21 protein-coding genes and 1 pseudogene are annotated in these 25,071 nt (G+C 70.3%); 10 read left to right on the plus strand and 12 right to left on the minus strand.

Annotated elements, in window-relative coordinates; genetic code table 11:
• Positions 1-54: 54 nt before the first annotated feature.
• From C5B99_RS18585 to C5B99_RS18595, 3 genes are read right to left on the minus strand one after another with little or no spacing between them, the layout of a single operon-like run.
• Positions 55-1,518 (minus strand): MFS transporter, encoded by a 1,464-nt coding sequence (locus tag C5B99_RS18585; protein WP_104244883.1) that lies wholly within the window; start codon positions 1,516-1,518, stop codon positions 55-57.
• Between the two features lie 39 nt (positions 1,519-1,557).
• Positions 1,558-2,967 carry a M20/M25/M40 family metallo-hydrolase gene (locus C5B99_RS18590; RefSeq protein ID WP_104244885.1) on the minus strand — a complete coding sequence of 470 codons (1,410 nt, stop codon included), beginning with the start codon at positions 2,965-2,967 and terminating at the stop codon, positions 1,558-1,560.
• A gap of 56 nt (positions 2,968-3,023) precedes the next feature.
• Positions 3,024-3,554: a MarR family winged helix-turn-helix transcriptional regulator gene (locus C5B99_RS18595; RefSeq protein ID WP_104244887.1), complete on the minus strand. Its 531-nt coding sequence runs from the start codon at positions 3,552-3,554 to the stop codon at positions 3,024-3,026.
• Between the two features lie 60 nt (positions 3,555-3,614).
• Between C5B99_RS18595 and C5B99_RS19745 the strand changes: the two are divergent.
• Positions 3,615-4,409 (plus strand): annotated as a pseudogene (locus C5B99_RS19745) (EamA family transporter); the annotation flags it as partial.
• A 22-nt stretch (positions 4,410-4,431) separates the two neighbouring features.
• Here C5B99_RS19745 and C5B99_RS18605 read toward each other — a convergent pair.
• Complete coding sequence (locus tag C5B99_RS18605) at positions 4,432-5,508, minus strand: zinc-binding dehydrogenase (RefSeq protein ID WP_104244891.1); 1,077 nt, start codon at positions 5,506-5,508, stop codon at positions 4,432-4,434.
• Positions 5,509-5,669: 161 nt separating this feature from the next.
• On the opposite strand from C5B99_RS18605, the gene C5B99_RS18610 reads away from it, so the two are divergent.
• The 7 genes from C5B99_RS18610 to C5B99_RS18640 all read left to right on the plus strand — a co-directional run bounded on the left by C5B99_RS18610 (position 5,670) and on the right by C5B99_RS18640 (position 12,792).
• Positions 5,670-7,034, plus strand: a complete 1,365-nt coding sequence (locus C5B99_RS18610; protein WP_104244893.1) for an ABC transporter substrate-binding protein — start codon at positions 5,670-5,672, stop codon at positions 7,032-7,034.
• Positions 7,031-8,002, plus strand: a complete 972-nt coding sequence (locus C5B99_RS18615; RefSeq protein ID WP_228496640.1) for a carbohydrate ABC transporter permease — start codon at positions 7,031-7,033, stop codon at positions 8,000-8,002. Before C5B99_RS18610 ends, C5B99_RS18615 begins: the two co-directional genes overlap by 4 nt.
• Positions 7,995-8,942 carry a carbohydrate ABC transporter permease gene (locus C5B99_RS18620; RefSeq protein ID WP_258063562.1) on the plus strand — a complete coding sequence of 316 codons (948 nt, stop codon included), beginning with the start codon at positions 7,995-7,997 and terminating at the stop codon, positions 8,940-8,942. The genes C5B99_RS18615 and C5B99_RS18620 overlap by 8 nt, the downstream gene beginning before the upstream one ends.
• Positions 8,939-9,874 carry an amidohydrolase gene (locus C5B99_RS18625; protein ID WP_104244895.1) on the plus strand — a complete coding sequence of 312 codons (936 nt, stop codon included), beginning with the start codon at positions 8,939-8,941 and terminating at the stop codon, positions 9,872-9,874. Before C5B99_RS18620 ends, C5B99_RS18625 begins: the two co-directional genes overlap by 4 nt.
• A complete protein-coding gene (locus C5B99_RS18630; RefSeq protein WP_258063563.1) occupies positions 9,871-10,962 on the plus strand; it encodes an aldo/keto reductase in 1,092 nt (363 codons plus the stop codon). Before C5B99_RS18625 ends, C5B99_RS18630 begins: the two co-directional genes overlap by 4 nt.
• On the plus strand, positions 10,959-11,807 hold the full coding sequence (locus tag C5B99_RS18635) for a fumarylacetoacetate hydrolase family protein (RefSeq protein WP_104244897.1): 849 nt from the start codon (positions 10,959-10,961) through the stop codon (positions 11,805-11,807). Before C5B99_RS18630 ends, C5B99_RS18635 begins: the two co-directional genes overlap by 4 nt.
• A 142-nt stretch (positions 11,808-11,949) precedes the next feature.
• Positions 11,950-12,792, plus strand: coding sequence for an SDR family NAD(P)-dependent oxidoreductase (locus tag C5B99_RS18640; RefSeq protein WP_258063564.1), 843 nt, complete (start codon positions 11,950-11,952; stop codon positions 12,790-12,792).
• A gap of 77 nt (positions 12,793-12,869) precedes the next feature.
• Here C5B99_RS18640 and C5B99_RS18645 read toward each other — a convergent pair whose 3' ends face one another.
• The 5 genes from C5B99_RS18645 to C5B99_RS18665 are packed head-to-tail and all read right to left on the minus strand — an operon-like array spanning position 12,870 to position 18,278.
• A complete protein-coding gene (locus tag C5B99_RS18645; RefSeq protein WP_104244899.1) occupies positions 12,870-13,655 on the minus strand; it encodes a hypothetical protein in 786 nt (261 codons plus the stop codon).
• A complete protein-coding gene (locus C5B99_RS18650) occupies positions 13,652-15,085 on the minus strand; it encodes a polysaccharide deacetylase family protein (protein ID WP_104244901.1) in 1,434 nt (477 codons plus the stop codon). Before C5B99_RS18650 ends, C5B99_RS18645 begins: the two co-directional genes overlap by 4 nt.
• Positions 15,057-15,872 (minus strand): hypothetical protein, encoded by an 816-nt coding sequence (locus tag C5B99_RS18655; RefSeq protein WP_181065061.1) that lies wholly within the window; start codon positions 15,870-15,872, stop codon positions 15,057-15,059. Before C5B99_RS18655 ends, C5B99_RS18650 begins: the two co-directional genes overlap by 29 nt.
• A complete protein-coding gene (locus tag C5B99_RS18660; protein ID WP_104244905.1) occupies positions 15,869-16,897 on the minus strand; it encodes an NAD(P)-dependent oxidoreductase in 1,029 nt (342 codons plus the stop codon). The genes C5B99_RS18655 and C5B99_RS18660 overlap by 4 nt, the downstream gene beginning before the upstream one ends.
• A 31-nt stretch (positions 16,898-16,928) precedes the next feature.
• Entirely contained in the window at positions 16,929-18,278 is a 1,350-nt protein-coding gene (locus C5B99_RS18665; RefSeq protein ID WP_104244907.1) for a nucleotide sugar dehydrogenase, read from the minus strand.
• 308 nt (positions 18,279-18,586) lie between these two features.
• On the opposite strand from C5B99_RS18665, the gene C5B99_RS18670 reads away from it, so the two are divergent.
• Positions 18,587-20,014, plus strand: coding sequence for a glycosyltransferase family 2 protein (locus C5B99_RS18670; RefSeq protein ID WP_104244925.1), 1,428 nt, complete (start codon positions 18,587-18,589; stop codon positions 20,012-20,014).
• Here C5B99_RS18670 and C5B99_RS18675 read toward each other — a convergent pair.
• From C5B99_RS18675 to C5B99_RS18685, 3 genes are all read right to left on the minus strand, one after another.
• On the minus strand, positions 19,995-22,577 hold the full coding sequence (locus C5B99_RS18675) for a helix-turn-helix transcriptional regulator (RefSeq protein ID WP_146082066.1): 2,583 nt from the start codon (positions 22,575-22,577) through the stop codon (positions 19,995-19,997). The two genes, C5B99_RS18670 and C5B99_RS18675, sit on opposite strands and share 20 nt — an antisense overlap.
• Positions 22,578-22,742: 165 nt before the next feature.
• Entirely contained in the window at positions 22,743-23,276 is a 534-nt protein-coding gene (locus tag C5B99_RS18680) for a dihydrofolate reductase (protein WP_104244911.1), read from the minus strand.
• Positions 23,273-24,082 (minus strand): thymidylate synthase, encoded by an 810-nt coding sequence (locus C5B99_RS18685; protein ID WP_104244913.1) that lies wholly within the window; start codon positions 24,080-24,082, stop codon positions 23,273-23,275. The genes C5B99_RS18680 and C5B99_RS18685 overlap by 4 nt, the downstream gene beginning before the upstream one ends.
• Before the next feature lie 65 nt (positions 24,083-24,147).
• Here C5B99_RS18685 and C5B99_RS18690 point away from each other — a divergent pair, with 65 nt between their 5' ends.
• On the plus strand, positions 24,148-24,999 hold the full coding sequence (locus C5B99_RS18690) for a sugar nucleotide-binding protein (protein ID WP_104244915.1): 852 nt from the start codon (positions 24,148-24,150) through the stop codon (positions 24,997-24,999).
• The last annotated feature ends 72 nt before the right edge of the window (positions 25,000-25,071 follow it).

Raw genomic sequence — 25,071 nt, forward strand, 5'->3', positions numbered from 1 at the left:
GGGTGGGGTCGCGGCGTGGGCGTGGATCCGCGGCGCGAGCCCGCGGCCGGGGCGCTACGCGACGACGGGAGGCCGGTCGGCGCGCTCCGGCGCATCCTGGAACGCGGCCTTCGGCACGAAGCAGAGGGCGATCGCGGCGGCGACGGCCGTGAGCCCGCACACCGTCCACACCGTGAAGTACCCGGCGAGCGAACCGGCCGTCCCCTCGGCGGCTGGCGCATTCGCGAGCGTGCCGAGCAGGGCGATGCCGAACACGCACGACGCCATCGCGCCGCCCAGCGTCTTCACCGAGTTGGTGAGGCCCGTCGCGACGCCCGTCTGCGTCGCGGGTGCGGCCGCCGCGGCGGCCGATGGCAGCGCGGCGACAAGCGCCCCCGAGCCGATGCCGGCGATGACCATGTTGGTGACCGCCTGCAGGTAGCCGTCGTGGAACGGCAGGAACAGGAGGTAGCCCGTCGCGACGAGACCGCTCGCGCCGATGAGTGCGACGCGGGGTGCGAGCAGCTTCGTGACCTGCGAGTAGAGCAGCGCCCCCACGACCATCGAGAGCACGTAGGAGCCGATGAGGATCGACGTCTGGCCGGCGGATGCGCCGAGCCCGTAGCCGTACACGCTCGGGTCGGTGCGTGCGAACGTCGAGAGGGGTGCCTGCGCGCCGAGCACGCTCACGCCGAAGAGCCCCGCTGTGAGGAACACGGGCCAGAGCGCCGACGACCGGAACAGGCGCACGTCGATGAGGGGGTCTGGGCGTCCGAGCTCGACGCGCGCGAAGAGCGCGAGCCCGGCGAGGCCGAGCAGGACGACGAGCCACGAGGAGAGGTCGCCGGGGCCGGTGACGCGGAGCAGGCTGAGGCCGCCCGTGAACGAGAGGAGGGCGAAGCTGAGGAGCAGGAGGCCCGGGTAGTCGAGCTTGCCGCCGACCGGGCTGGGCGATTCCTTGACGCCGAAGAGGATCACGAAGAAGCAGAGGGCGACGGCGATCGCTGGGATCAGCAGGAGAACCTGCACCGGCAGCGACTCGGCGAGCGCTCCGGCGCTGAGCGCGCCCGCGATGGCACCGAGCTGCAGGGCGGCGACGAGCACGCCGGCGGAGGTTCGGGTGAGTCTGGCGGAGTTGGGGCGCTCGCGGGTCCGCGACCAGATGAGTGCGATCTCGAGGGGCAGCCAGATGACGTAGAAGCCCTGCAGCGCCCAGGCGACGAGGAACATCCAGAACTCCTGCGCGAAGACCAGGCCGAACGAGGCGAGTGCCGTCACCGCGGTCGAGGCGAGCAGCACCTTTCGCTGGCCGATCATGTCGCCGAGCTTCGCGAGCACCGGCACGACGAGTGCCGACAGCATGAGCTGCGCGCCCTCGAGCCAGTTGACGTCGGCGTCGTGGATGCCGAGGTGGCGCGCGATGTCGGTGAGCAGCGGGGTGTAGTAGCCCTGCAGGATCCCGCTCGTGAACTCCACGAAGGCCAGGAACCCGACGATGCCGGCGATGGAGGCGAAGCCGGTGGAGCGGAGACGGTGCACGGTGGTGCCTTTCCTCGAGGGACTCTCGGTGTCGGGATGTCAGAGGGAGCGCAGCAGTGTCGTGTGGAACTTCACGCCGGCGTGGAGGCTCGCGATCGAGACGCGCTCGTCGACCCCGTGGATGGCGGCCCGCTGCGCGGCGTCCATGGCGAGCGGCGCGAAACGGTAGGTGGCGGGCGCGAAGCGCTGGAAGTGCTTCGCGTCGGTCGCGGCGAGCGTGATGTACGGGGCCGCGATGGCCTCCGGGTACGCGGCTCGCGCTGCGTCCTGCAGGAGGCGGAACTGCGGGTTGTCGGTCGGCGCGATCGTGGTGGGCTCGTTCGGGTCGGTGGTGCGGATGCGCACCTCGCGGTCCCGGATGGCGCGTCGCACGTGCCGTACGGTGCTGGCGACGCTCTCCCCGGGCGCGATGCGGCAGTTGAGGGTGGCGCTGGCGCTCGCGGGGAGCACGTTGTCGGCGGTGCCGCCGCTGAGGCGTGTCGTCGCGAGGGTCGTCCGGACGAGCGCGGCGGCGTCACCGCCGAGGCGGGCGAGTGCGTGCGCTGCGAGCTGGGGTGCCCTGGTGAGGGTCTCGAGGATGACCTTGCCGGAGCCGTGCGCGTGCGGCGTGAACGTCGCGAACATCTCACGGGCCACCGGGTTCAGGCGGGCGGGGAACGGGCGTCGCTCGACGCGAGACACCGCCCTCGCGAGGCGCGCCGTCGGTGTCAGCCCGGAGGGTGCTGAGGCGTGCCCCGCGTCGCCGCTCGCCTCGAGGATGACGTTGACCGAGCCCTTCTCGCCGACCCCGATCATGGCGGCTGGCACGTCGATGAACGGCAGGGGAGCATCCACCACGGCACCGCCCTCGTCGAGCACGAGCCACGGTGTCAGGCGGCGCTCGCGAAAGAGCGCGGCGGCCGCGGTGGCGGCGCCGGAGTGCGTCTCCTCGTCGCCGCCGAACCAGAGGTACACGTCGCGCGGGGGCGTGTGGCCCTCTGCGAGCAGCGCCTCGACGGCCTCCATGATGACGCAGAGCGGCCCCTTGTCGTCGAGCGTTCCGCGGCCCCAGACGGAGCCGTCGGCGATGACGCCGTCGAAAGGCGGATGCGTCCAGCCCTCGGCTTCGAAGGCGGGGACGACGTCGAAGTGCGCCATGAGGACAAGCGGGCCGGATGCCGTCGCGTCGAAGTCGCTGCTGCTGCCGTCGCCGCCGGGGCTCGCGCTGCCCGGCCAGCGGTAGAGCACGCCCCGTTCGGTCACGAGCTCGCGCTCGAGTTGGGCGTTCGCGAGCGGGTACAGCTCCTGCAGGAGCGCGAGGAACTCCGCGAACGGGGCGAGGGTGTCGGTTGCGTCGGCGTCGGCGTCTTCGACGGTGCGCACGCGGACCATCCGGGAGAGGCGCGCGGCGATGCCGTCGACGCCCTCGTCGTCGAGGGGGTGGCGGTCCGGGCGGTGCGGATCGAGCATGTCGTCAGTGTAGGTCGCGCCCCGGCCGTCGCTGCGTGGCGGCGGTGGAGGGGGTGTCAGCTGCCAGGGCGGCGCGCTCCGGCGGCGTCGCGGTTCTCGACCTCGGCGAGCCAGGTGCCGAGGATGCGGGCGAGGGCCGCCCGGTCGTCTGCGCTCACGTCCCCGAGGAGCCGCTCCTCGTTCTCGAGGTGTCGTGTGTAGGCCGCGTCGATGAGCTCGAGCCCGCGCTCGGTGAGCTGCACGACCCGGCCCCGGCCATCCGCATCGCTCACCCTTCTCGTGACGAGGCCCGCCCCTTCGAGCCGGTCGACGCGCTTCGTCATGGCGCCTGTCGTGACCATGGTCGACGCGGCGAGCTCGCTCGGGGTGCGCTCGAAGGGGGCGCCGGCTCGTCGCAGGGTCGCGAGCACGTCGAAGTCGCCTTCGCCGAGTCCGTACTCGCGGTAGGCGCGTGTGAGCTCTTCCGTGAGGTGGATGCCGATGCGGTGGATGCGGCCGATGACGCCCATGGGGGAGGCGTCGAGGTCGGGGCGCTCGCGCTCCCACTCGGCCAGGATCTGGGTGACGCGGTCGTCGGGTGCTCGCATGTTGCCAGCATACCTTCCGTGGAAGCTAGAGTGTCTTCCATGGAAGCTAAATGGCGCTGGATGCTCATCACCGCGATCGCACCGATCGCCTGGGGGAGCAACTACACCGTGATCGGGGCGTTCCTGCCCGCCGACTCGCCGCTCTGGGGCGCCGTGCTCCGTGCGCTCCCAGCGGGGCTGGTGCTCCTGCTCGTCGGCAGGAAGCTGCCCGAAGGGGCATGGTGGTGGCGCGCGCTGGTGCTCGGCACGATCAACATGAGCGCGTTCTTCGCGCTCGTGTACGTCGCCTCCCAGTTGCTGCCGTCGAGCATCGCCTCGATGATCATGGCGGTCTCGCCCATCGTGATGATGCTGTTCGCCGCGTCGATGCTCGGCGAACGGCTGCGAGCGCTCCCCGTCGCCGGCGCCGCGGTCGGGCTCCTCGGGGTCGTGCTCATGCTCGCGGCCGGGTCGACCGCCATCGACTGGCGGGGTGTGCTCGCATCCGTCGCGGCAATGGCGCTCGCCTCATTCGGCTTCGTGCTCGTCAAGCGGTGGGGGAGCGACGTCAGCCTCCTGCCCCTGACCGCCTGGCAGCTGGTGGGTGGCGGCCTCGTGCTGCTGCCCGTCGCGCTGCTTGTCGAAGGGCTCATCCCCAGCTACGACGGACCAGCCATCGCCGCGCTCGCGTACGTCGGACTCTTCTCGACGACACTCGCCTACCTCGCCTGGTTCGGCGGGCTCAAGAACCTGCCGGCGGGCACGACGGGGCTCATCGGCCTCCTCAATCCCGTGACGGGGGTCGTGCTCGGAACGCTCCTGGCGGGCGAGGTGCTTGAGGGTCAGCAGGCCATCGGGATGGGGCTCGTGCTCCTCGGGATCCTGCTCGGCCAGCCGATCATCCTGCCGCTGGTCCGGGGCGTTCGGCGCAGGTGGGGCCGCCGGAGCGCGAGAGCGACGGGGCGCGAACGTCGACGAGCACCTTCATGGCCCGGCCGTTCTCGAGCGTCGCGAAGGCGTTCGCCGTCTCGCCCAGGGGTACCGTCTCGGTGATGAGCGCGTCGGCGGGGATGACGCCGCGTGCGAGCAGCGACGCGGCCCGCTCGAAGTCCTCGCGCTCGTAGACTCGCGCCCCGACGATGGTGAGCTCGCGCCAGAACACGCGGTGCAGGTCGATGGGGCGCGGCTGCGGGTGGATGGCGACGATCACGAGCGTGCCCCGCACCTTCACGAAGCTCGTCGCGGTCAGCACTGCCGCCGCGGATCCGGAGACCTCGAACACCACGTCGGCGCCGGCCCCGCCGGTCCAGGTCTCGATGGCGTCGGCGGCGTCGGGGGTTCTCGGGTCCGCGACCTCGATGCCGAGCGCCTCCGCGGCAGCCCGACGCTGGGGGTCGAGTTCGAAGAGCCGGACCTCCGCTCCCGCCTCGCGTGCGACGGTGGCGATGAGCACACCGATGGGGCCCCCGCCGATGATGAGGGCCTTGTCGCCCGCCGTGAGACCAGAGCGCCGGACGTCATGGGCGGCGACGGCGACGGGCTCGACGAGCGCAGCGTGCGCAAGCGACATGCCCTTGGGCAGCCTGACGAGGGTGGATGCCGGCACGTTCCAGTACTCCTGCAGTGCGCCCGTCGAGTCGATGCCGATGAAGTCGAGGTTCTGGCAGATGTGGCTGTGGCCCGCGAGGCAGGCGGGGCACGTGCCGTCCCAGGCGAGCGGCATGACGGTCACGGCATCGCCGTCGGCCCAGCCATCGACGCCGGGCCCGACGGCGGCGATCGTGCCGCTCATCTCGTGGCCGATGATGCCGCTGTGGGTGATGCGCTGATCCATCGCGCCGTGCAGAATGTGGAGGTCGGTTCCGCAGATCCCGACGTAGGCCACGGCGATCTGCACTTCTCCCTCGCCGGGTGGCACGCTCGTGCTCGTGCGGATCTCGATGGTCTTCTGGCCGACGTAATGTGCTGACAGCATCGTTGCTCTCCCGGTCGAGTCTTCAATAGGTGATACATAGTACCAATTGTTGGCAGCGCTACCAGGATCCCTTGCTCTAACGTCAGACGTATGATGTAATCGCATCAGCCCCGACCTGCGGGCAGCAGTCGTCAACGACGTCGACCAGAAAAGGACGCACAATGTTGCAAGATTCGTCCCAGAAGCGCCGCAGCAGGCGCATCGCCACCATCGCGGCAGCTGCTGCCTCAGCTCTCCTGCTCGCCGGATGCTCCGGGGGAGCCGGCGGCGAAGTCAACAGCGAGTACGGCTTCGCGACTGCAGAGCAGGTCGCTGACAGTCCCATCATGGTCTGGGTCGACGCGGCCCGCGAGCCGGCCATCGCCGCCTTCAAGGAAGCCAACCCCGACGTCCCGATCGAGTACGAGGTCTACGACGGCAACGCCGGCGGCAGCGGCACCTTCCAAACCCGCATCGCCCTCATGGACCAGGCCGGCGAGGGCTGGCCCGACGTGGTGTTCTCCACCCAGCAGAACGATGCCTCGTGGGCCTCGCAGCCCGCGCCGGGTGGCGGGCAGGGCTTCGCGGCTCCCCTCAACCAGGGCTTCTTCGACCAGGAGTTCCTCGACGGCTTCTCCGCAGGCGCCCTCGACCCCTCCACGATCGATGACACCGTCTACGGGCTCCGCAACGACCTCGCGCAGGTCGTCACCTACTACAACCAGCCGCTGCTCGACCAGTTCGGCTACGAGGTGCCCACCACGTGGGAGGAGTACGGAGAGCTCGGCGACAAGCTCGCGGCAGAGCACCCCGGCTACATCCTCGGCAGCGTCGGCGACGCCTTCATGCCCTACGTCTACTACCAGGGCACGCAGTCACCCGTCTTCCAGACCGAAGGCGACACCTTCGTCGCCGACATGGAGGCCTCGAACTCCGTCGAGATCAGCAAGATCCTCGACAAGATGATCGCCAACGGCACGATCGTTCAGGACAGCGTCTTCAGCGCCGAGTTCACGTCCAAGTACGCCGACAAGGTCGTCGTCATGCCCGGGCCGGTCTGGTACACGGGCGCCGTTTTCCAGAGCGCCCTTCAGGTCCCGGAAGGTCAGCTGGGCGTGGCAGCTCCCCTCGCCTGGGAGGGCGAGGAGATCGCCACCGGCAACGTCGGCGGCGGCATCTGGTACGCCTCGAGCCACACGCAGAACCTCGAATCGGTCAAGACGTTCCTCGAGTTCGCGGTGAGCGCCCCCGAGTTCCAGGTCGAGCTCTCGAGCGGATACCCCGCCTACTCCTCCGCCGCGGAGGGATGGCTCGGCAAGCTCGCCGAGACCAACTACTTCATCGACGGCTTCGAGCAGCAGATGATCGACGCCGGCGGCAGCATCTGGAGCGGCTGGGCATCCGCGCGATTCAGTCCGGAGACCGCCTGGGCGACCACCGTCATGCCGGCGATCGCAGACGGCAAGACCATCGAGTCGGTCCTCCCGGACTGGCAGACCGAAGTGCTCAACGAAGCACAGGTGAACGGGTACACGGCCGCCGAATGACCTCCACCCAGGCTGCACCCGCGGTCGGCGCCGCTCTCCTGAGCGACGCCGACCCGGCGGGGCCGAAGAAACCACGCACGGCGAAGCGCAAGCGCGCCGCCAACCCGCTCGCGAACGAGACCCGCTTCGGCTACGTCTTCATCAGCGGCTACGTCCTGCTCCTCCTCGCCTTCGGGATCATCCCGACCCTCTACGCGGTCTTCCTGTCCATCACCAAGGACGGCGTCTTCGTCGGAATCGACAACTTCGTGCGGGTCTTCGGCGACTACCGATTCCTGCCCGCCGTCGGCCACGTCACGCTCTACATCGTGTTCTGGCTCATCAGCCTCATCATCCTCGTGACGTTCCTGGCGATCATCGTGCACTCGATCCGCGCCAAGTGGCTGAGCGTGAGCATCCGCTTCCTGTACTACATCCCAGGAGCCATCGCAGGAGCGTCGAGCGTCATGCTCTGGCTGTTCCTGCTCGACCCGACCGTCAGCCCCGTCGCCGGCCTGCTGCGCGCGATGGGCTACGACTCGCTCATCCGCACCGTCTCCATCGACAACCTGCCCATCGTCTTCACGGTCATCGCGTTCTGGACCGGCGCTGGCAGCTGGATCGTCATCATGTACGGCGCCCTCAACAACATCAGCAACGAGGTCATCGAAGCCGCCAGGGTCGACGGAGCCAACCCGCTCCAGGTCGCCCTCTACATCCAGCTGCCCATGATGACCAAGTGGATCTCCTACATGGGCATCATGTCGCTCGCCGCGGGAACGCAGCTCTTCGTCGAGCCGCGAGTGCTCTCGCAGGCCAGCCGCGGCGTCGTGCCAGAGGACTACTCGCTCAACCAGCTCGCGTACCTCTACGCGTTCAAGCAGGGCGACTTCTCCGGCTCGGCCGCCATCTCCATCACGCTGCTCGTCGTCGCCCTCGCGCTCTCGACGGTCTTCATCCTCAAGGGAAAGCTGTTCGAACGTGACTGACACCGTGCACACCAGGAACGTCGAGCACCAGGACACGGCGCATCCCGTCACCAAGGCGCTCGCCCGCAAGCTGACGCCGGGCGAGTGGATCATGCGCATCGTGCTCGGCGCCGTCATCGCCTCGTTCGTCGTGTTCTTCCTGCTGCCCATCGTGTGGCTGCTGCTCGCGGGCACCAAGGATGCGCGTTCGCTGCTGCTCGAGAACCCCATGTCGTTCGGCTCGTTCGAGCAGCTGGCCGCGAACTGGGAGCAGCTCTTCAGCTTCCAGAACGGCATCTTCCTCACGTGGATCGGCAACTCGGCCCTGTACTCGTTCGGCGCGCTCGTGATCACGCTCATCGTGAGCGTTCCCGCCGGCTACGCGCTCGCGCTCGGCAACTTCCCTGGCCGCAAGGCGCTGCTGCTCGTGACGCTCATCGTCATGCTCATCCCCAACACGGCACTGGTGCTGCCGATCTTCCTCGAGCTGAGCGCGGTGAAGCTCATCGGGTCGCCGCTCGCCGTGATCCTGCCCTTCTCGTTCTTCCCCTTCGGCGTGTACCTGACCTACATCTACTTCTCGACGGCCGTCTCGCGTGACCTGCTGGATGCGGCGCGCATCGACGGTGCGAGCGAGCTGCGGGTCTTCGCGCAGGTCGCGATGCCGCTCGCGGCGCCCGTCATCGCCCTGGTCGGGTTCTTCAGCTTCACGGGCAACTGGAACAACTACTTCCTGCCGTTCCTCATGGTCGGCGGCAAGAACGTGCCGGTGCAGGTCGGCCTCGCCAACCTGCTCTCGAACGTGCCCCAGTTCAACCCCACGACGGCCACGAGCATCGTCATCGAGCTGCCGACGCTGGCCCTCGCGACGCTGCTCTCGGTTGCGCCGATCGTCATCATCTTCCTGTTCTCGCAGCGCTTCCTCGTCTCCGGGATGACCGCGGGCGGCACGAAGGGATGAACGGCGAGACGCTCTCCGCAGTGGATGCGGGTCCCGGCGGCGGCGGAGTCCGCGAGCTCGCGGCGCGCATCCCCGTCGACACGCACGTGCACCTCTGGGACCGCTCGCTTGTGCCGCAGACCTGGATCGACCCTGACTCGATGTCGGCCATCGACCGGGACTTCTCGGGCGACCACCTGTCGGAGCAGCTGCGCGAGGCGGGCATCTCGCGCGCCGTGGTCGTGCAGTCCGACCGCGCCCTCATCGAGAACGACTACCTCTTCGACGAGGCTCAGCGCACCCCGGAGCTCGCCGGAGTCGTGGGCTGGGTTGACCTGCGGGCCGGAGCTGCGGGCGTGCGCATCCAGCTGGATGCGCTCAGCGGGCACGCGGGCTCGTCGAAGCTGGTCGGCATCCGCCACCCCGTGCACATCGACGAGGACGAGCGCTGGCTCTCGCGCGACGACGTCGCCGACGGTCTCGCCGAGCTGGGCGCGCGGTCGCTCGCGTTCGACCTCGTGATCCGGCCGTGGCAGCTCGAGCAGGCGGCCCGGCTCGCTGCGCGCGTGCCTGACACGAGCTTCGTGCTCGACCACCTCGGCAAGCCGCCCCTGTCGACGGGGCAGCTCGACGCCTGGAACGCGGGCCTGCGGCAGCTCGCGGCGCTGCCGAACGTCGCCGCCAAGGTCTCCGGCCTCACGATCGAGGACGACTGGGGCGACTGGTCGCAGGAGGCGCTCGAGCGCGCGATCGACCCCGCGCTCGAGCTGTTCGGACCGTCCCGCCTCATGTTCGGCTCCGACTGGCCGCTCGTGCGCCTCACGCGTGGTGGCTACCGGGGCTGGATCGACGCGTATCGATCCGCCACGTCCGCCCTCAGCGCCGACGAGCAGCGGCAGATCGACGCCGGCACCGCCGAGCGTGTCTACGGAATGAGCGGGGTGGCGTCGTGAGCGCCGCCGACGGCTCTGCCGGGATCGGGGTCGGACCTCTGGAGTCCGCAGCCGCCCCCGCCGACTCGCGAGCAAACGGCGGAGGCCTCGAACGGCGACGCCTCGGCGAGACCGACGTGCGCGTGAGCCGCATCGGCTTCGGCGCCGCCTCCCTCGGCAACCTCTACCGCGAGACGGGTGACGAGGAAGCGGCAGGAGCAGTCACGGCGGCGTGGGAAGCGGGCATCCGCTTCTTCGACACGGCACCGCACTACGGGCTCGGGCTCTCGGAGCGGCGCCTCGGCGCGGCCCTCGCGGCCTACCCGCGCGAAGAGCTCGTCATCTCGACGAAGGTCGGCCGCCTGCTGGTGCCCAACCCGAACCCGACGGGCGTCGATGACGGGTTCGTCGTGCCCGACGACCTCACACGTGCCTGGGACTTCAGCCGAGACGGCGTGCTCCAGAGCCTCGAGGGCAGCCTCGAACGGCTCGGCACCGACCGCGTCGACATCGTCTTCGTGCACGACCCCGACGCGTTCAGCGAAGGCGCCGCTCGCGAAGCGCTCGTGACGCTCCGCGAGCTGCGCGACGAAGGCGTCGTGGGTGCCATCGGCGTCGGCACCAACGAGACCCACCAGCTCGGCGAGCTCTTCGACGAGCGCCTCATCGACGTCGCCATGCTCGCCGGCCGCTACACGCTCCTCGAGCAGCCAGGCCTCGACGCCGTCCTCGAACCCGCCAGGCGCTCCGGCGCCTCCGTCATCGCGGTCGGCGTCTACAACTCGGGCCTCCTCTCGACCCCACGCCCAGGACCGGACGCCGTCTACAACTACCTGCCGGCCCCGCCGGAGGTGCTCGAGCGGGTGCACCGCATCGCCGAGCTCTGCGAGCGGCACGGCGTCACGCTCCCGGATGCGGCACTCGCGTTCCCTCTGCAGCACCCCGCCGTCGCCGGCATCGCCCTCGGCATGCGGAACGCGGCCCAGGTGCACGACAACCTCAGACGCGCATCCGTCGCCGTGCCGGACGAACTCTGGCGCGACCTCGCCGACCACAGGCTCATCGACCCGAGAAGCTTCACCACCGACCACCAGGAGGACCCCAAGTGAGATTCGTTCAGCGCCGTGACGGCAACCGAGTCGTGCCAGGCATCGTCGACGGCGACCACGTCTACGACCTCGCCGGCGTCGACCGGGTCGACGGCGCGCTCCTCGCCCGCTCCGACGACGAGCTCGGCGAACTCGAAGCGGCCGCCCTCGGCACCGTCGGCCGTGAGCTCGAGGGCCTCGATCTCGCGGCCCCCATCGCGCGCCCCGGGAAGATCGTCTGCATCGGCCTCAACTACCGCGACCACGCCGAAGAGACCGGCGCCGCCATCCCAGAGGAACCCGTCATCTTCATGAAGGACCCGTCGACGATCGTCGGCCCCTTCGACGCCGTGCGCATCCCCCGCACCTCCGTCAAGACCGACTGGGAAGTGGAGCTCGGCATCGTCATCGCCCGAGAGGCCCGCTACCTCGCCTCGCCGGACGACGCCGCCGCCGTCATCGGCGGCTACGTGCTCTCCCACGACGTCAGCGAGCGCGAGTTCCAGCTCGAACGCGGCGGCCAGTGGGACAAGGGCAAGAGCTGCGAGACCTTCAACCCCCTCGGCCCGTGGGTCGCGACGCCGGACGAGATCGCCGATGTGCAGTCCCTCGGCCTCCGCCTCAGCGTCAACGGCGTCCCGCGGCAGAACGGCACGACCGCCGACCAGGTCTTCGACGTCAACCACGTCGTCTGGTACCTCAGCCAGTTCATGGTGCTGCAGCCGGGCGACCTCATCAACACGGGCACTCCCGCCGGTGTCGCCCTCGGCATCGAGGGCAACCCCTACCTGCGCGACGGTGACGTCGTCGAGCTGTCCATCGACGGCCTCGGCACCGCCCGCCAGCGCTTCGAGGACGCCTCGTGATCGCGTCCGCGTGCGCGTGCGCGTGCGCGTGCGCGTCCGCGGTCCCCGGCGCTGTCGCCACCAGCCGTCTGCGGATGGGTTTCGCGCTTCGGGATGGCTTGCACGCCATCCCGAAGCGCGGAAGCCATCCGGAAACAGCGGGATGCTCGGGGGCAGCGGGATGCTCGTCGCGCGCGGGGGTGGCGGCGTGAGCGGCGGCGGCAGCAAGAGCAGCGGCGGGACTGACCGCGACGGAGAGTTCGGCGGGAGGGTCGCGATCGTCACGGGCGGCGCATCCGGGATCGGCGCCGCCGTCGCCGAGGAGCTGCTGGCTCGCGGCGCGCAGCTCGCCGTGTTCGACCTCGACGGGGCCTCGGTCGAAGGGCCCGCACTCGGCGTGAGCGTCGACGTGTCCGACCGGGCCTCGGTGGATGCCGGTGTCGCGGCCGTGCTCGACCGCTTCGGGCGGCTCGACGTCGTCGTGAACTGCGCGGGCATCGGCGCGTTCGGCACGGTCGAGGACTCGAGCGACGACGACTGGGCGCGCGTGCTCGACGTCAACGTGCGGGGCGTCGCCCGCGTGTGCGCGGCAGCGATGCCGGCCTTGCGCGAGTCGGACGCGGCGGCCATCGTGAACCTCACCTCGATCGCCGCGACGACGGGAATCCAGCAGCGGGCGCTGTACTCGGCGACGAAGGGCGCCGTGCACGCGCTGACGCTCGCGATGGCGGCCGACCACGTGCACGACGGCATCCGCGTCAACGCCGTCTCGCCGGGCACGACCGACACGCCCTGGGTGCAGCGGATGGTCGCGAACGTCGCCGATCCGGAAGCGGAACGCGCCGCCATGAACGCCCGCCAGCCGACGGGCAGGCTCGTCACGCCGGCCGAGGTGGCAGGGGCGGTCGCGTACCTCGCGTCGCCGCTCTCCGCGTCGACGACGGGCAGCGTCCTGTCGGTCGACGGGGGCTTCGGCGGGCTCCGAGTGAGACCCGTGCAGGCGTGACTCGGACGGTGCGTCCGGTGAGGCGCATCCGGTGAGGCGCGAGCGGCGAGCGCCCCGCTCTCCTCACCGGACGCCACTCACTGCACGCCGCTGGTGGTGACCGTGACGGTCCACGGCCCGTCCGGCACCTCTTCGGCGTCGACGAATGCCCAGTCGACACGGTCGTTCGTGCCGTTCAGAGAGTCGAATGCGAGGCAGCCGTTGACGGCGGGGGAGACGTCGAGGCCCGCCCCATTGAAGCGGCTGTTCGCGGGGCGCTCGTCGGCGTCGCCGAAGACGTAGCGGGCGTCGTCGTAGAGGGCGGGGCCGGCGTCCTGGATCTGCGCGTAGCAGTACCGGCCGTCGCGGTGGAGCACCACCCAGCGGTTCTTCATGAGGCTCACCGTGCGGTCGTCGACGATGCCCGCATACTCGGGGTCCGACGCCCAGGGGACGACGTCGCCGCGCATCGCGAAGGCGGCGTCGTTGTGCACGTCGTCGAAGGGGAGGTCGAGGTAGAAGGGGTTCTGCAGCGGCGTGATCTGCGTTGGGAAGTAGTCGTCGTCGGCGCTGCGTCGCTCGGTCTGGCAGGTGCTCGTCTCGTTCGGCCCGTTGATGAGGAGGCCATCGCAGCCGCCATACGACTCGTACCACTGGGAGTCGTAGGTGGAGATCATCTGGCTCCCGTCGGACGCGTTCGGGTCGAAGAGCTCGCCGACCCAGAAGGTCGTCGCGATGATGTTCGTGTGCCACGGGTACTGGCCGCTCGGGAGCTGCCGCGGCGCGGAGGCGGGGGTAGCGGTAGGGGCGGGCGCGGCCGCGCAGCCGACGAGCGCGAGCAGGAGCACGGCTGCCGTGATGCCGCTTCGGCGGGCGCGCTTCATACGGCGACCGCCGCGCCGGGCCGGATGCCGCCGGGAGCGGCGCCCGGCGGCATCCGCTGCGACCCCGGGGTGCCGCCTGCGGCGTACATGCCGACGTCGTCGACGCGCAGCACGCCGTCTTCGAAGAGGCTCAGGCCGAAGCTCATGCCCGTGTAGCCGGGCGGGATGGGCGGCGTCATCCAGATGGCGCGCTCGTACCCGGATGCGGCGTGCAGGTAGGGGCTCGCGGTCCAGTACTCCCAGCTGCCCTCTGCCGCGCGCAGGTAGGTGACGAACTGGGTCTTGGCGGTCGAGGAGTACCAGGCGCGCAGCGAGTAGGAGGTGCCAGGCAGGACGGTGGGCGCGCAGGTCCCGAGGTCGAGTTGGGGGAGGAGCTTCGCGTCGCCGGAGGCGTGTCTGACGGTGGCGACGATGCCGGCGTACTCGCCGGAGTTGGCGGCTCGGCTGGTGCCGAAGTCGGTCGCGTTCTCTCCCCAGTTGCCCTCCATCCAGCAGGCGGGAACCCCGTCGGCGTCGACGCCTTCGAAGCCCGCGTTCTTGATGGCGTTGACGCCGGGCGGTGCTGGGGCTGCTTCCGGGGCGTCGCCCCGGGGGCGGACGTCGCCGCCGATGGTGTCGCCGACGGTCTGCACGACCGTGCCGTTCGTCTCGGCGCGGGGCGTCAGCCATCTGAGGAAGTCGTCGAGGAGCTTCGGGGTGACGTTGAGCTCGCTGCAGCCGGTCTCGCAGAGGTCGTGGAAGGTGAGCTGCACCCATCCGCCGACGGATTCGGCGCTCGTGACGCTGTCCTGCAGGTCTTCGAGGGTCCAGCTGCTGTCGACCTGCGCGGGTGCCTCGGTGTAGAAGGCGTTCCTGGGCGGGATGCTCTCGGCTTCGGCGCACTGCTCGCACCCGAATCGGGTGCGGAGCTCTCCGAGCGAGCGGGCGCTGGAGTAGCCGCATTCCTCGGCCGCCGCTTCGACCTCCGGGGTGGTGGAAGCGAACGGATACGCGAGGCTGCGCACGTCGTACCCCCAGGTGAGGAGCGTGTTCCTGTCCCAGCACAGCTGGCGTTTCGCCTCGTCGAGCGGGAGGGCCGCGAGGTTGGGATGGTCGACGGTGTGCCCGCCGATCTCGTGGCCGGCACGGGCCAGCTCGTCGAGCTCGGCGCGCGTGAAGTAGCCGGGCGCGTCGATGAGTCCGGATGAGACGAAGAACGTCGCTGGCACGCCGTTCGCGGCGAGCACGGGGGCGGCGTTCATCTGGTTGTCGCGGCCGTCGTCGAAGGTGAGGCTGACGACGGTCCACGGAGCGGGCGCGGCTTCGGCCGGCGGCGGTCCGGCCCAGCTCAGCAGCAGCGCGACGCAGAGCGCCGCCGCGGCCGACATGGCGCCCGCGAGCTTGGCGCGTCTGCCGCCCGCCTCACGCGGCCGGAGTCGGGACGCGCGCACTGCTCTGGGGTCCTCTCAGGGGCATCGGGGGAGACGGCATCTCCGAGATCCTGCTGTGCAGCTGGGGTGAGGAGAGCTCGCGGCCGCGCCGCCGCCACCGGTCCGCGAGATGTCGGGCCTCGATGCTGTAACCGTCGCCGAGGATGCGGAACTCGTGGATGTGCGCGGGGAGCGCGTCCACGTCGCTCGCGATGAACGCCTCGTTGGCAGTCCTGGCGTGGACGAGCGGGGAGCCGTGGGCGGCAGCGGCAAGGTGCCCGCGGCCCGCTTCGAGGACGATGATGCCGCAGTTCCCGTCGAGGCGGGCCACGGCGAGGTCGAGTGCTGAGTGCGCAGAGAGCCGGCGTCGGATGCCCTCCTCGACGAGGTGCGCGATGATCTCGGCGCACGACCAGGAGTCGTGGCCCGAGCGTGGGTGGTGTCCGGCGGCGAGCAGCTCGTCGCTGAGGGCTCTCGCGTTGCGGATGCCGCCCGTGTGGACGACCGTGATGCCGCCCGTGCAGTCCGTGGCGGGCTGGCGGGAGTCGGTCGCGGCCTCTGACGCGTCGGCGACGATGACGCCGATGCCGGACCCGCACTCCTGGAGTGCCGGGGGCACGTCGATCCGCTCGAGCGGGCGGTTGGTGTGGGCACCGATCGCCGTCCTGACGAGCGTCGTGCTCGCCCCGCGGTAGTCGCTGAGCGTCAACCCGGCGAGGGAGTGCCCTGGCCCCGACTGCCGACGCAGGGCGCTGATGAGGCGCGGTGCTGCCTGGCCCGCCCCGATGCGGGCGACGATGGCGCTCACGATCGACCGACGGGGGTCGCCGGCTCCCGGTTCGCGAGACGCATGACGTCGGCGGAGCGAGCCCCCTGGGAGCGGACGTAGCCGGCGACGCGGTCGACGATCTCGGCGAGCGTCGTGCTGGGCACGTAGCCGACCCGGTTCGTGGCCTTGGTGTTGTTCGGGACGCGCCTGCGCATGTCCTCGAAGCCGGTCGCGTATGCCAGGTCGTACGGCACGAACTCGATGGTGCTGTCGCTGCCGAGCTGCGTGATGATCTGCCGCGCGAGCCCGAGCACGGACACCTCCTGCGCCCCGCCGAGGTTGTACGCCTCGCAGCCGGGTTCCGCGAGCTCCGAGATCCGCACCATAGCTGGCACGATGTCCCCGACATAGCTGAAGCAGCGGGTCTGCGCGCCGTCGCCGAAGACGGTGACCGGCTCTCCTCGAAGCGCCTGCGTGATGAGGTTGGGGACAACCATGCCGTACCTGCCGGTCTGCCGCTCGCCGACGGTGTTGAACAGGCGGACGATGGACACGTCGAGGTTGTACTCGTCGGAGTAGGCCTTCGCGAAGGACTCGTCGAGCCCCTTCGCGGCCGCGTAGTTCCAGCGGCTGGCGAGCGGGGAGCCGAGGATCCGGTCGCTGTTCTCGTCGAGGCTGTCTGCCGTGTTCTTGCCGTAGATCTCGCTCGTGGACACGAGGAGCACCGAGGCGCCGCTTCCCACGGCGGCGTTGAGCACGTTCTCGGTACCGTGGAGGTTGACACGCAGCCCTCGAAGGGGGTTCTCGACGATGAGCTTCACCCCGACGAGGGCTGCGAGATGGAAGACCCGGTCGCAGCCGTCGATCGCCTCGCGCACGCTCCTCGAGTCGAGGATCGAGCCGTAGGTGATCGTGAGCCGCGGGTTGGAGCGCGCTTCGATGAGGTTGCCGACGGACCCCGTCGACATGTCGTCGAGGATGACGACGTCGTCGCCCTGAGCCAGCAGATGTTCCACGAGGTGGCTGCCGACGAAGCCGGCGCCTCCCGTCACGAGTGTTCTCATGGTCGTTGCCTTTCGCTGTTCTCGTCGCGGGTCAGAGGAGGTGGCGGCCGGGCAGGTCGGTGCCCCGGTAGGTGCTGTCGAGGATGACCTGGTCTGCGCGTATCCAGGACAGGTCCTCTCCCGTGTGCCTCGTGTGGATGAGGATGAGGTCGGCGTCGAACGAGCTGGGGTCGTCGATCGATTCGAGGAGCCTCCCCGAGTGGAGGAGGGCGCTCGGGATGTGCGAGTCGGTGTAGGCGAGGTCGACGCCGAGCGCGTCCAGGTGCGAGAGGATCTCGAGCGCCGGGGACTCGCGCAGGTCGGCGACGTCGGGCTTGTAGGCGATCCCGATGACGTGCACTCTGGTGCCCTCCAGGCCGAGGCCCAGCTGCAGGAGCAGGTCGCGGATGCGGTCGACGACCTGCCTCGGCCGTGCCGCGATCCGCGTCATCGCCTGGGCGATCATGGGTGCGTCGACGCGTTCCTCCTTGAGCTGCCAGAGCAGGTAGTGGGGGTCGCAGGGGATGCAATGGCCGCCCACGCCGGGGCCCGGGTAGAAGGGCATGAAGCCGTACGGCTTGGTGGCGGCCGCGTCGATGACCTCGGTGATGGGTACTCCGAGACTGGAGCAGATGTCGGCGAACTCGTTGGCGAGGGCGATGTTGACGGCCCTGAAGGTGTTCTCCAGGATCTTCGTCATCTCGGCCACCTCGAGGCTCGAGACGCGGTGCACGGCGTCCGCGTAGCGGCCCAGGAGGGTGGCGCCCGCTTCCTCGCAGGCGGGGGTGGCGCCGCCGACGACGCGGGGCACGACCTCCTGGGAGAACTGGTCGACGCCAGGGTTGATGCGCTCGGCGCTGAACACGACGTGGACGTCGCTGCCGACTGCCAGGCCGCGCTTGCGGAGCGGCGTGACGAGGAAGTCCTCGGTGCAGCCGATGTAGGTGGTCGAGGTGAGCATGAGCAGCTGCCCCACGACGGCTGCGGCAACGGCGGTCGCGGCTGCGGCGGCGAGGAGGCTCAGGTCGGGGACGAGGTGCACATCGACTGGGGTGGGCACGCACACCACGATGGCGGCGGCCCTGCTCAGCAGCTCCTGGTCGTCGGTGAGCGCGAAGCCCTCGTCCTGGAGTGCGGTGGCGAGTCGCAAACGATCGCCGTCGAGGAGATCCGCATCCTGCGCCCGGATCGTGGAGAGCCGGCGCTGCGAGACATCGAGCGCCAGGACGCGGCTGCCGGCTGCGTGGTAGGCGAGAGCGGTGGGGAGGCCGACGTAGCCGAGGCCGACGATGGCCACGTCGTAGTCGAAGCTCGTCTGCGTGGCCGGAGGCCGCACATCCTGAGCGAGGGGCACCGGACTGAGTGAGATCGCGACCGCGGGGCCGCTCTCGAAGGTGGTCATGGGGAGTCTCCAGAATCGACAGAGCATCGCCCCCTGGGGAAAGGGCGCTGCAGATGGGTGCGGCGGTCGGCGTTGACTCGCTCCGCGTCAACAGCATGGCCCCGCCCGCACCGGCGATCAACAGCCGACCGAGAGGTTGGCGGCTTTCCGAGAGGGGCCTCCATTTCTTGCGGGAAACCGAAGCGGCATTGCGGTCTCATGAACGCGATGAGCATCTACCGTCGGGAGGGCGACGAAGCGATTCGGACGCGGGGAGCAGCGGAACAGCCGCCTGCCCCGAGGCCGATCACAGCGAGGTGATGACGCGGATGCTCGACGAACTCCCGAAGCTGGTGGTGCTCGTGGCCCTGATCGCCGCCAGCTTCAGCCTCTCCACAGTGCTGTGGTCGGGTGCTGGGCTGCTGCGGATCGTCGCGGCTCGAGTGTGGCGGCGCGACGGTGCGCACCACTCGAGCGCGGGGGGAGGCGCGGACGGCGGTGAGCGCCGCGCTCCCCGGCGGCTCGAGCCGAGCGACGTGGCCGTGCTGATCGCCGCCCACAACGAGGAGCAGGTCATCGGCGACACCATCCGTTCGGCCGCAGCGCAGGTCCCGGCCGCGAACATCTTCGTCGCCTCGGACGGCTCGACGGACGGCACGGTCGCGCTCGCGGAAGCCGCGGGGGTGCAGGTGATCGACATCTTCCCGAACCGGGGCAAGGCCGGTGCGCTGGTCGAGGGCATCTCGAGGTTCTCCCTCCGGGACCGGTTCCAGGTGGTGCTGCTGCTCGACGCCGACAGCAGGCTCAGACCCGACTACCTGCTGACGGGCCTGCCGCTCTTCGACGACGCTGGCACGGTCGCGGTGGCGGGGAGAGCGACGAGTGCACTGCATCCGCGCCCGGAGACCTGGCTGGGGCGCCTGCTCACCGCCTACCGGGAACGCACCTACGTGTTCGTGCAGTGCATGCAGAAGTTCGGCCAGGCGTCGAGGCGAGCGAATGCGGTCGCCATCGTCCCCGGGTTCGCGAGCATGTACCGCACGAGCATCCTCGACTCCGTCGACATCGATGCGGCGGGGCTGGCGATCGAGGACCACAACATGACCTTCGAGGTGCACGCGAAGCGGCTCGGGCGCATCGCGTTCCATCCGAGCTGTGCGGTCGCCGAGACGCAGGATCCGGACACGCTGCGGGACTACGTGCTGCAGATGCGGCGCTGGAGTCTCGGCTTCTGGCAGACGGTCCGCCGGCACGGCGCGCACGTCGGGGTGTTCTGGTTCTCCGTCGGGATCAGCATCGTGGAGGTGCTCGTGACGAGCATCATCCTGGTGCTCGCGCTGCCGATGCTGCTGCTGTCGACCCTTGCCTGGCTGCTCGCCGACGTCGCGCGCCTCGGCGGTGCAGGGTTCGAGTGGGCCGTGGCCATCGCGGGGGCGGTCCCGCCGATGATCGTGCTGCTCGGGCTCCTCATTCCTGACCTGTGCGTCACTCTCATCGCCGCGGTGCTGTCGCGGCGGCTCCCGAACGCGGCGGCGCTCTGCTTCCCGCTCCTGCGCATCGTGGATGCGGCGGTCTGCATGCTCACCTTCGTGCGAGCGTTCGGGGCGGCCGGCGACGGCCGCTGGATCAGCCCGACCAGGCGGAGCATCCCGGCGATCGAGGCTCGCAGCGTGGACCCGACCCCGGACTCGGCCCCAGACTCGGACCTGGCCCCGGACCGGGCAGTGGCTGAGGTCGTCAGACGAGCAGCGACATGAGCGCCACGAGGCGCGCCCTGGAGTCGACGCCGAGCTTGCGGTAGATGCGGGTGAGGCGGAGCTCGACGGTGCGCTGCGACACGAACAGGATGCCGGCGATTTCACGGTTGCGGTGGCCGCTCCAGACGAGCTGAGCGAGTTCGAGTTCGCGGGTGTCCAGCTGTGAGATGAGCGCTGAGGCTCCCTTGCGTTGCGGCGCGGGCTGGGCTGCCCATGCTGCGTCTGGCGGAGCGGTCGGCGGCGGCTCCTCTAATCGTCGGCGGCGCGCCGCGAGGACTCGCGCGTGCTCGTGCGTGTGCGTGATCCCATCCGGGACCAGGGCCCCGGCGACATCGAAGGCGAGCGCTGCGAGTGCGTCCGTGGGGGCGCAGACCGCGGCGGACCGAGCTGCGGCGGCGGTCGCCCACGTGGAGGGGTGCTCTCTGGAGGCGGCCTCCAGCCGACGCAGCTCCTCGCCTGCCTCGTCGTGCCTCCCCGCGAGCCAGAGGGACTCGATGAGTTCCGCATCCGCTCGAAGGATGGACGGGTTCCGCCGGAACGATGCCTGCGAGCGCTTCGCGAGCCGCAGCTCCCGGATGGCGTCGTCGTACCTGCCCTCGATGAGGGCCCGGCTGCCGGCGAGCACCGCGACGTGCGGGCGCAGCGTGCTGTTGTCGTCCTGATCGCACTGCTCGCGTGCCCGGTCGATGAGCTCGTTCACCCGAGTCGAGGGGCTCTGCTCGAGCATCGCGGCGGCCGCCGCGATCAGGTACCTGCGCGGTGCATCCGGTGCTGGCTCTGGCAGCTCGAGCGTGGTCCACAGGGTGAGGGCCTGTCTCAGCTTCTCGAGGTTGCCGAGTCGCAGCTCGAGCATGGTGAGCAGCGCGAGCGCGGATTCGCGGAGGAGGAGCGGCAGCGGCCCAGCCGCGGTGAGGTCGTCGAGGATGCGCCGCGCCTCCACGTAGCGCTCGTCCAGGATCAGGATGCGGCAGAGCAGGAAGGCATCTTCTGCGGGGAGGGGCGAGCGGTCGTGGATTGCACCGGACAGTTGCTGCTCGGGTTCGCCACCGGCGAGCACCGGAGCTTCGCCGTCGCTGGCAGCTGCGATCGTGGCGAGGAGCCGGTAAGCCAGGGAGTCGACGAGCTGCAGCTCGACCGTGCGCCGGAGGGTGAGCTCGAGCGGTTGGACGTCCCACCGCTCGAGGTGCAGTCGGGCGAGGGTGATGAGGAGGATCGAGCACGCCTCGGGGGCGCTCGCGCGGTGGGTCTGCACGAGAGCGGCGCCGGCCGAGTCGGCGACGACGTGGTCGATCGCGAACGTGCAGAGCATGCTGACCCTCGCCGCGCGGAGCTCACCCGCAGGCGAGTGCTGCAGGGAACGCCCGAACCCCAGGTAGCGGCGGGCCAGGCTGAACTCGCCCTGGAAGAACAAGGCCTCGGCGAGGAGGGAGAGCAGGTCGCCGCGACCCGGCAGCATGCTGCGCAGCGCGAGCGCCCGCTCCGCGAACTCCACCGCCGTGGCGACCTCTCCGGCCCTGGCCGATGCCTCGGCGAAGCCGAGCAGATCCAACTCGAGGTTCTCGCCGCCATCGAGGAAGCTCCCGTGCCAGAGGGCGATGCCGGACGAACGCTCGTTATGAAGCTCCTTGCCGAGCGCGTGCACCTCCCGCCGCTGGCGGGCATCCATCGCGGCGTGCAGCGCGGCGCGCTCCACCGGATCGGCGATGTGCACGCGGTCGTCCGAGACATCGACGATGCCGTGCTCGATGAGGTCCTCGAGCGCGTCCTGCTGCGCCCAGGACGAGCTGCTGAGGGCGGTTCGGGAAGAGAACGGGGCCAGGGCGATGAGCCCCAGGAGGTCGTCGGAGTCGCGAGCGGCGTGGGACGCCGCCTCGGGGGCGACGGCGTTGGGAATTCGGAGCGGGATGCGGATCGGGTCGACGCCGTCGCGCTCACGCTGATTGAGCCTGGCCGAGACGATCAGCCCCGGGCGGCCATCGGAGGCCACGGCGAGGAGCATGAGCGCCTCCCGGGTCGTGCCGTCGGGGGATGCGGTCGCGGCGACCTCCACGGACTCCTCCCGGGAGAGGGCGCGAAGCGGATGCTGTCGGAACCCGGCGAAGACCGAGCTGCGAGCGATGTGCGTCGCTGACGCGGCGATGCGCAACCCGGTGCCAGGGAGGCGCGGCACGAGGTGCTCGAGCACTGCAGCGCTGTCGGAGTCGAGCAGGTCGATGTCGTCGACGAAGAGGGTGAGGGGAGCCGCGTTCGCGCGGAGCTGCCCTGCGAACTCGTCGGCGAGGTGCAGCGGGTGCGGTCGCTCGGCTCTGACCAGCGCGAGCTGCTTCTCGATGCTCTCCTGGGCCGGCCCGCCGAGGCTGAGCGCGATGACCGACAGCCCCGAGTAGGGCCATTGGCTCTCGCTCCGTCTGAGCCGGATGAGCTTCGCGCCGAGATCTGCCGCGCCAGCCTCGAGCAGGCTCGTCTTGCCGATCTGCCGTGGGCCGGTGAAGAGCAGGAAGTCCTCCGCGTCCTCCGAGCGCACCGCCGAGAGAAGCGCCAGTTCGCGGTTTCGTCCCAGCATGGCTGCGTCCACTCTCCCACCGGTGGCGTATCGATCAGGAGGGGGAGTGGCGGGGATCGTCGCTTCCGGTGTGCGATGAGTTTAGATGCCGTTGCATGCAGACTCATGTAGTCACCCCGGGTTTCACCCCGGGGTAGAGGTGCCCAGCAACCCTGCAGGCCTGGCCTAGCGGGACAGGCTGAGGAACCTGTACCGGATGCCGGTGCGCGAGGTGAGCCAGCCCTCCGACGGCTCGCGGGCGTCCACCGACCACTCCTCGCCAGACCAGTCGGGGGCGTGCGCGTCGCCAGGGACGTCGAGGTCGATCTCGGTCACCTCGAGGCGGTCGGCGCGCGCGATGGCCTCCCGGTAGAGCTCACCGCCGCCCATGACCCACACGTCGGCGTCGGCGTTTGCATTGGCGTCGGCGTTTGCATTCGTGCTCGTGCCCGCGAGGGCGAGCGCCTCCTCGAGTGAACCGGCGCGCTCGGCCCCCTCTGCGGCCCAGTCAGCCTGCCGTGTCACGACGATATTCCGACGCCCCGGCAGCGGACGGAAGCGTTCCGGGAGCGAGTCCCAGGTCTTGCGGCCCATGATCACGGGATGCTTGAGCGTGACGGCCTTGAAGTGCGCCAGGTCCTCGGGCACGTGCCAGGGGATGCCGCCCTCGGCCCCGATCACGCCGCCGCGCGCCTGCGCCCAGACGAGCCCGACGCTCATACCGCGATCGCCGCGCGGATCGTGGGGTGGTGCTCGTAGTTCGCGACCTCGAAGTCCTCGAACTCGTAGTCGAAGATCGTGTCGGGGGTGCGGTGGACCCGCAGCTGCGGGTACGGGTACGGGTCGCGCGTCAGCTGCTCCCGCACCTGCTCCTCGTGGTTGTCGTAGATGTGCACGTCGCCGCCCGTCCACACGAACTCACCGGGCTCGAGCCCCGTCTGCTGCGCCACCATGAGCGTCAGCATGGCGTAGGAGGCGATGTTGAACGGCACGCCGAGGAACAGGTCGGCGCTGCGCTGGTACAGCTGGCAGGAGAGCTTGCCGTCGGCGACGTAGAACTGGAAAAGGGCGTGGCACGGGGGCAGCGCCATGGTGGAGATCTCGGCCGGGTTCCAGGCCGTGACGATGTGGCGGCGGGAGTCGGGGTTGTCGCGGATCTGCGCGACGACCTGCTCGATCTGGTCGATGTGGCCGCCCTCGGGGGTCGGCCAGGAGCGCCACTGCACGCCGTAGACGGGGCCGAGGTCGCCGTTCTCGTCGGCCCACTCGTCCCAGATCTTTACGCCGCGCTCCTGCAGCCAGCGCACGTTCGAGTCTCCGCGGAGGAACCACAGCAGCTCGTACGCGATGGACTTGAAGTGCACGCGCTTCGTCGTGATGAGCGGGAAGCTCTCCGACAGATCGAACCGAAGCTGGCGGCCGAACACGCTGCGCGTCCCCGTGCCGGTGCGGTCGGACTTGCGGGCGCCGGTCTCGAGCACGTCGCGCAGCAGGTCTTCGTACGGGGTCTTGATCTCCGAAGTCACGTCCCGAGGATACGCCTCGGCGCCCTCTGGGGCATCTCGCGGGAGGCGCGACCTACGCTCGTGGCATGAGCACCCCCGCAGCCTCCCCGTCCAAGCCCGAACGTCTGCTGATCGCCGGCTTCGGCAAGCTCGGTGCGCGGCTGGGGGAGCGGTACGCGGCCCGCGGCACCGAGGTGCTCGGCGTGCGGCGCGGCGAGCGCGTGGCAGGCGCAGGCGTCGAGCTCATCCGCGCTGACCTTGCCGACTCGGGCGCCGCGCCCCTCAGCCTGCCCGGCGTCGACGCGCTGGTCATCACGCTCCCGCCGCCCTCTGTGGACGGCGTCGTCGCGCCCGACGGCTACCGGCGCTCCCTCGAGACGCTCGCAGCGGGCCTGCCGAGCATCCCGGAGCGGGTCGTGTTCGTGTCGTCGACGCGCGTGTTCGAGGGCAGGGGCGACGGCTCCTCGATCAGCGAGACGGACGCGCCGGAACCGACCTCGGACCGGGGCCGCGCGCTCGTCGACGGCGAGCGACGCGCGGTCGAGCTGTTCGGCGCCACCGTCGTGCGGCCATCGGGAATCTACGGCCCGGGGCGGGACAGCCTCATCCGGCGTGTGCTCGCTGGCGACCCGATCCAGTACGCCCGTCGGACGAATCGGGTGCACGAGACCGACCTCGTGCGTGCCATCGAGGCGCTGCTCGAGCGGGGAGACGCGCCCCAACTGCTGCACGCGACCGACGCCAGCCCGGCTTCCCTCGGCGAGGTCGCGACCTTCGTGGCAGGCGAGCTGGGCGTGGATGCGCCCCCGCGCATCCACCCGGAAGAAGCGGGCGGCACCCTGCTGAGCGGCGAGCGGATGCACGCATTCCTCGGTGCCCTCGACTACCCCGGCTACCGTGACGGCTACGCCGAGATGGTTCGCCTGCGCGCGGCCTGACCCCGTCCGCCGCCGCCCTCCCGCTGCGCCTGCCCGTCTTCGCCCGGCCTTCGCGCGTCCCTCCCGTCCGCC

It is taken from the genome of Pseudoclavibacter sp. Z016, assembly GCF_002931215.1.
Classification (GTDB): domain Bacteria; phylum Actinomycetota; class Actinomycetes; order Actinomycetales; family Microbacteriaceae; genus Pseudoclavibacter.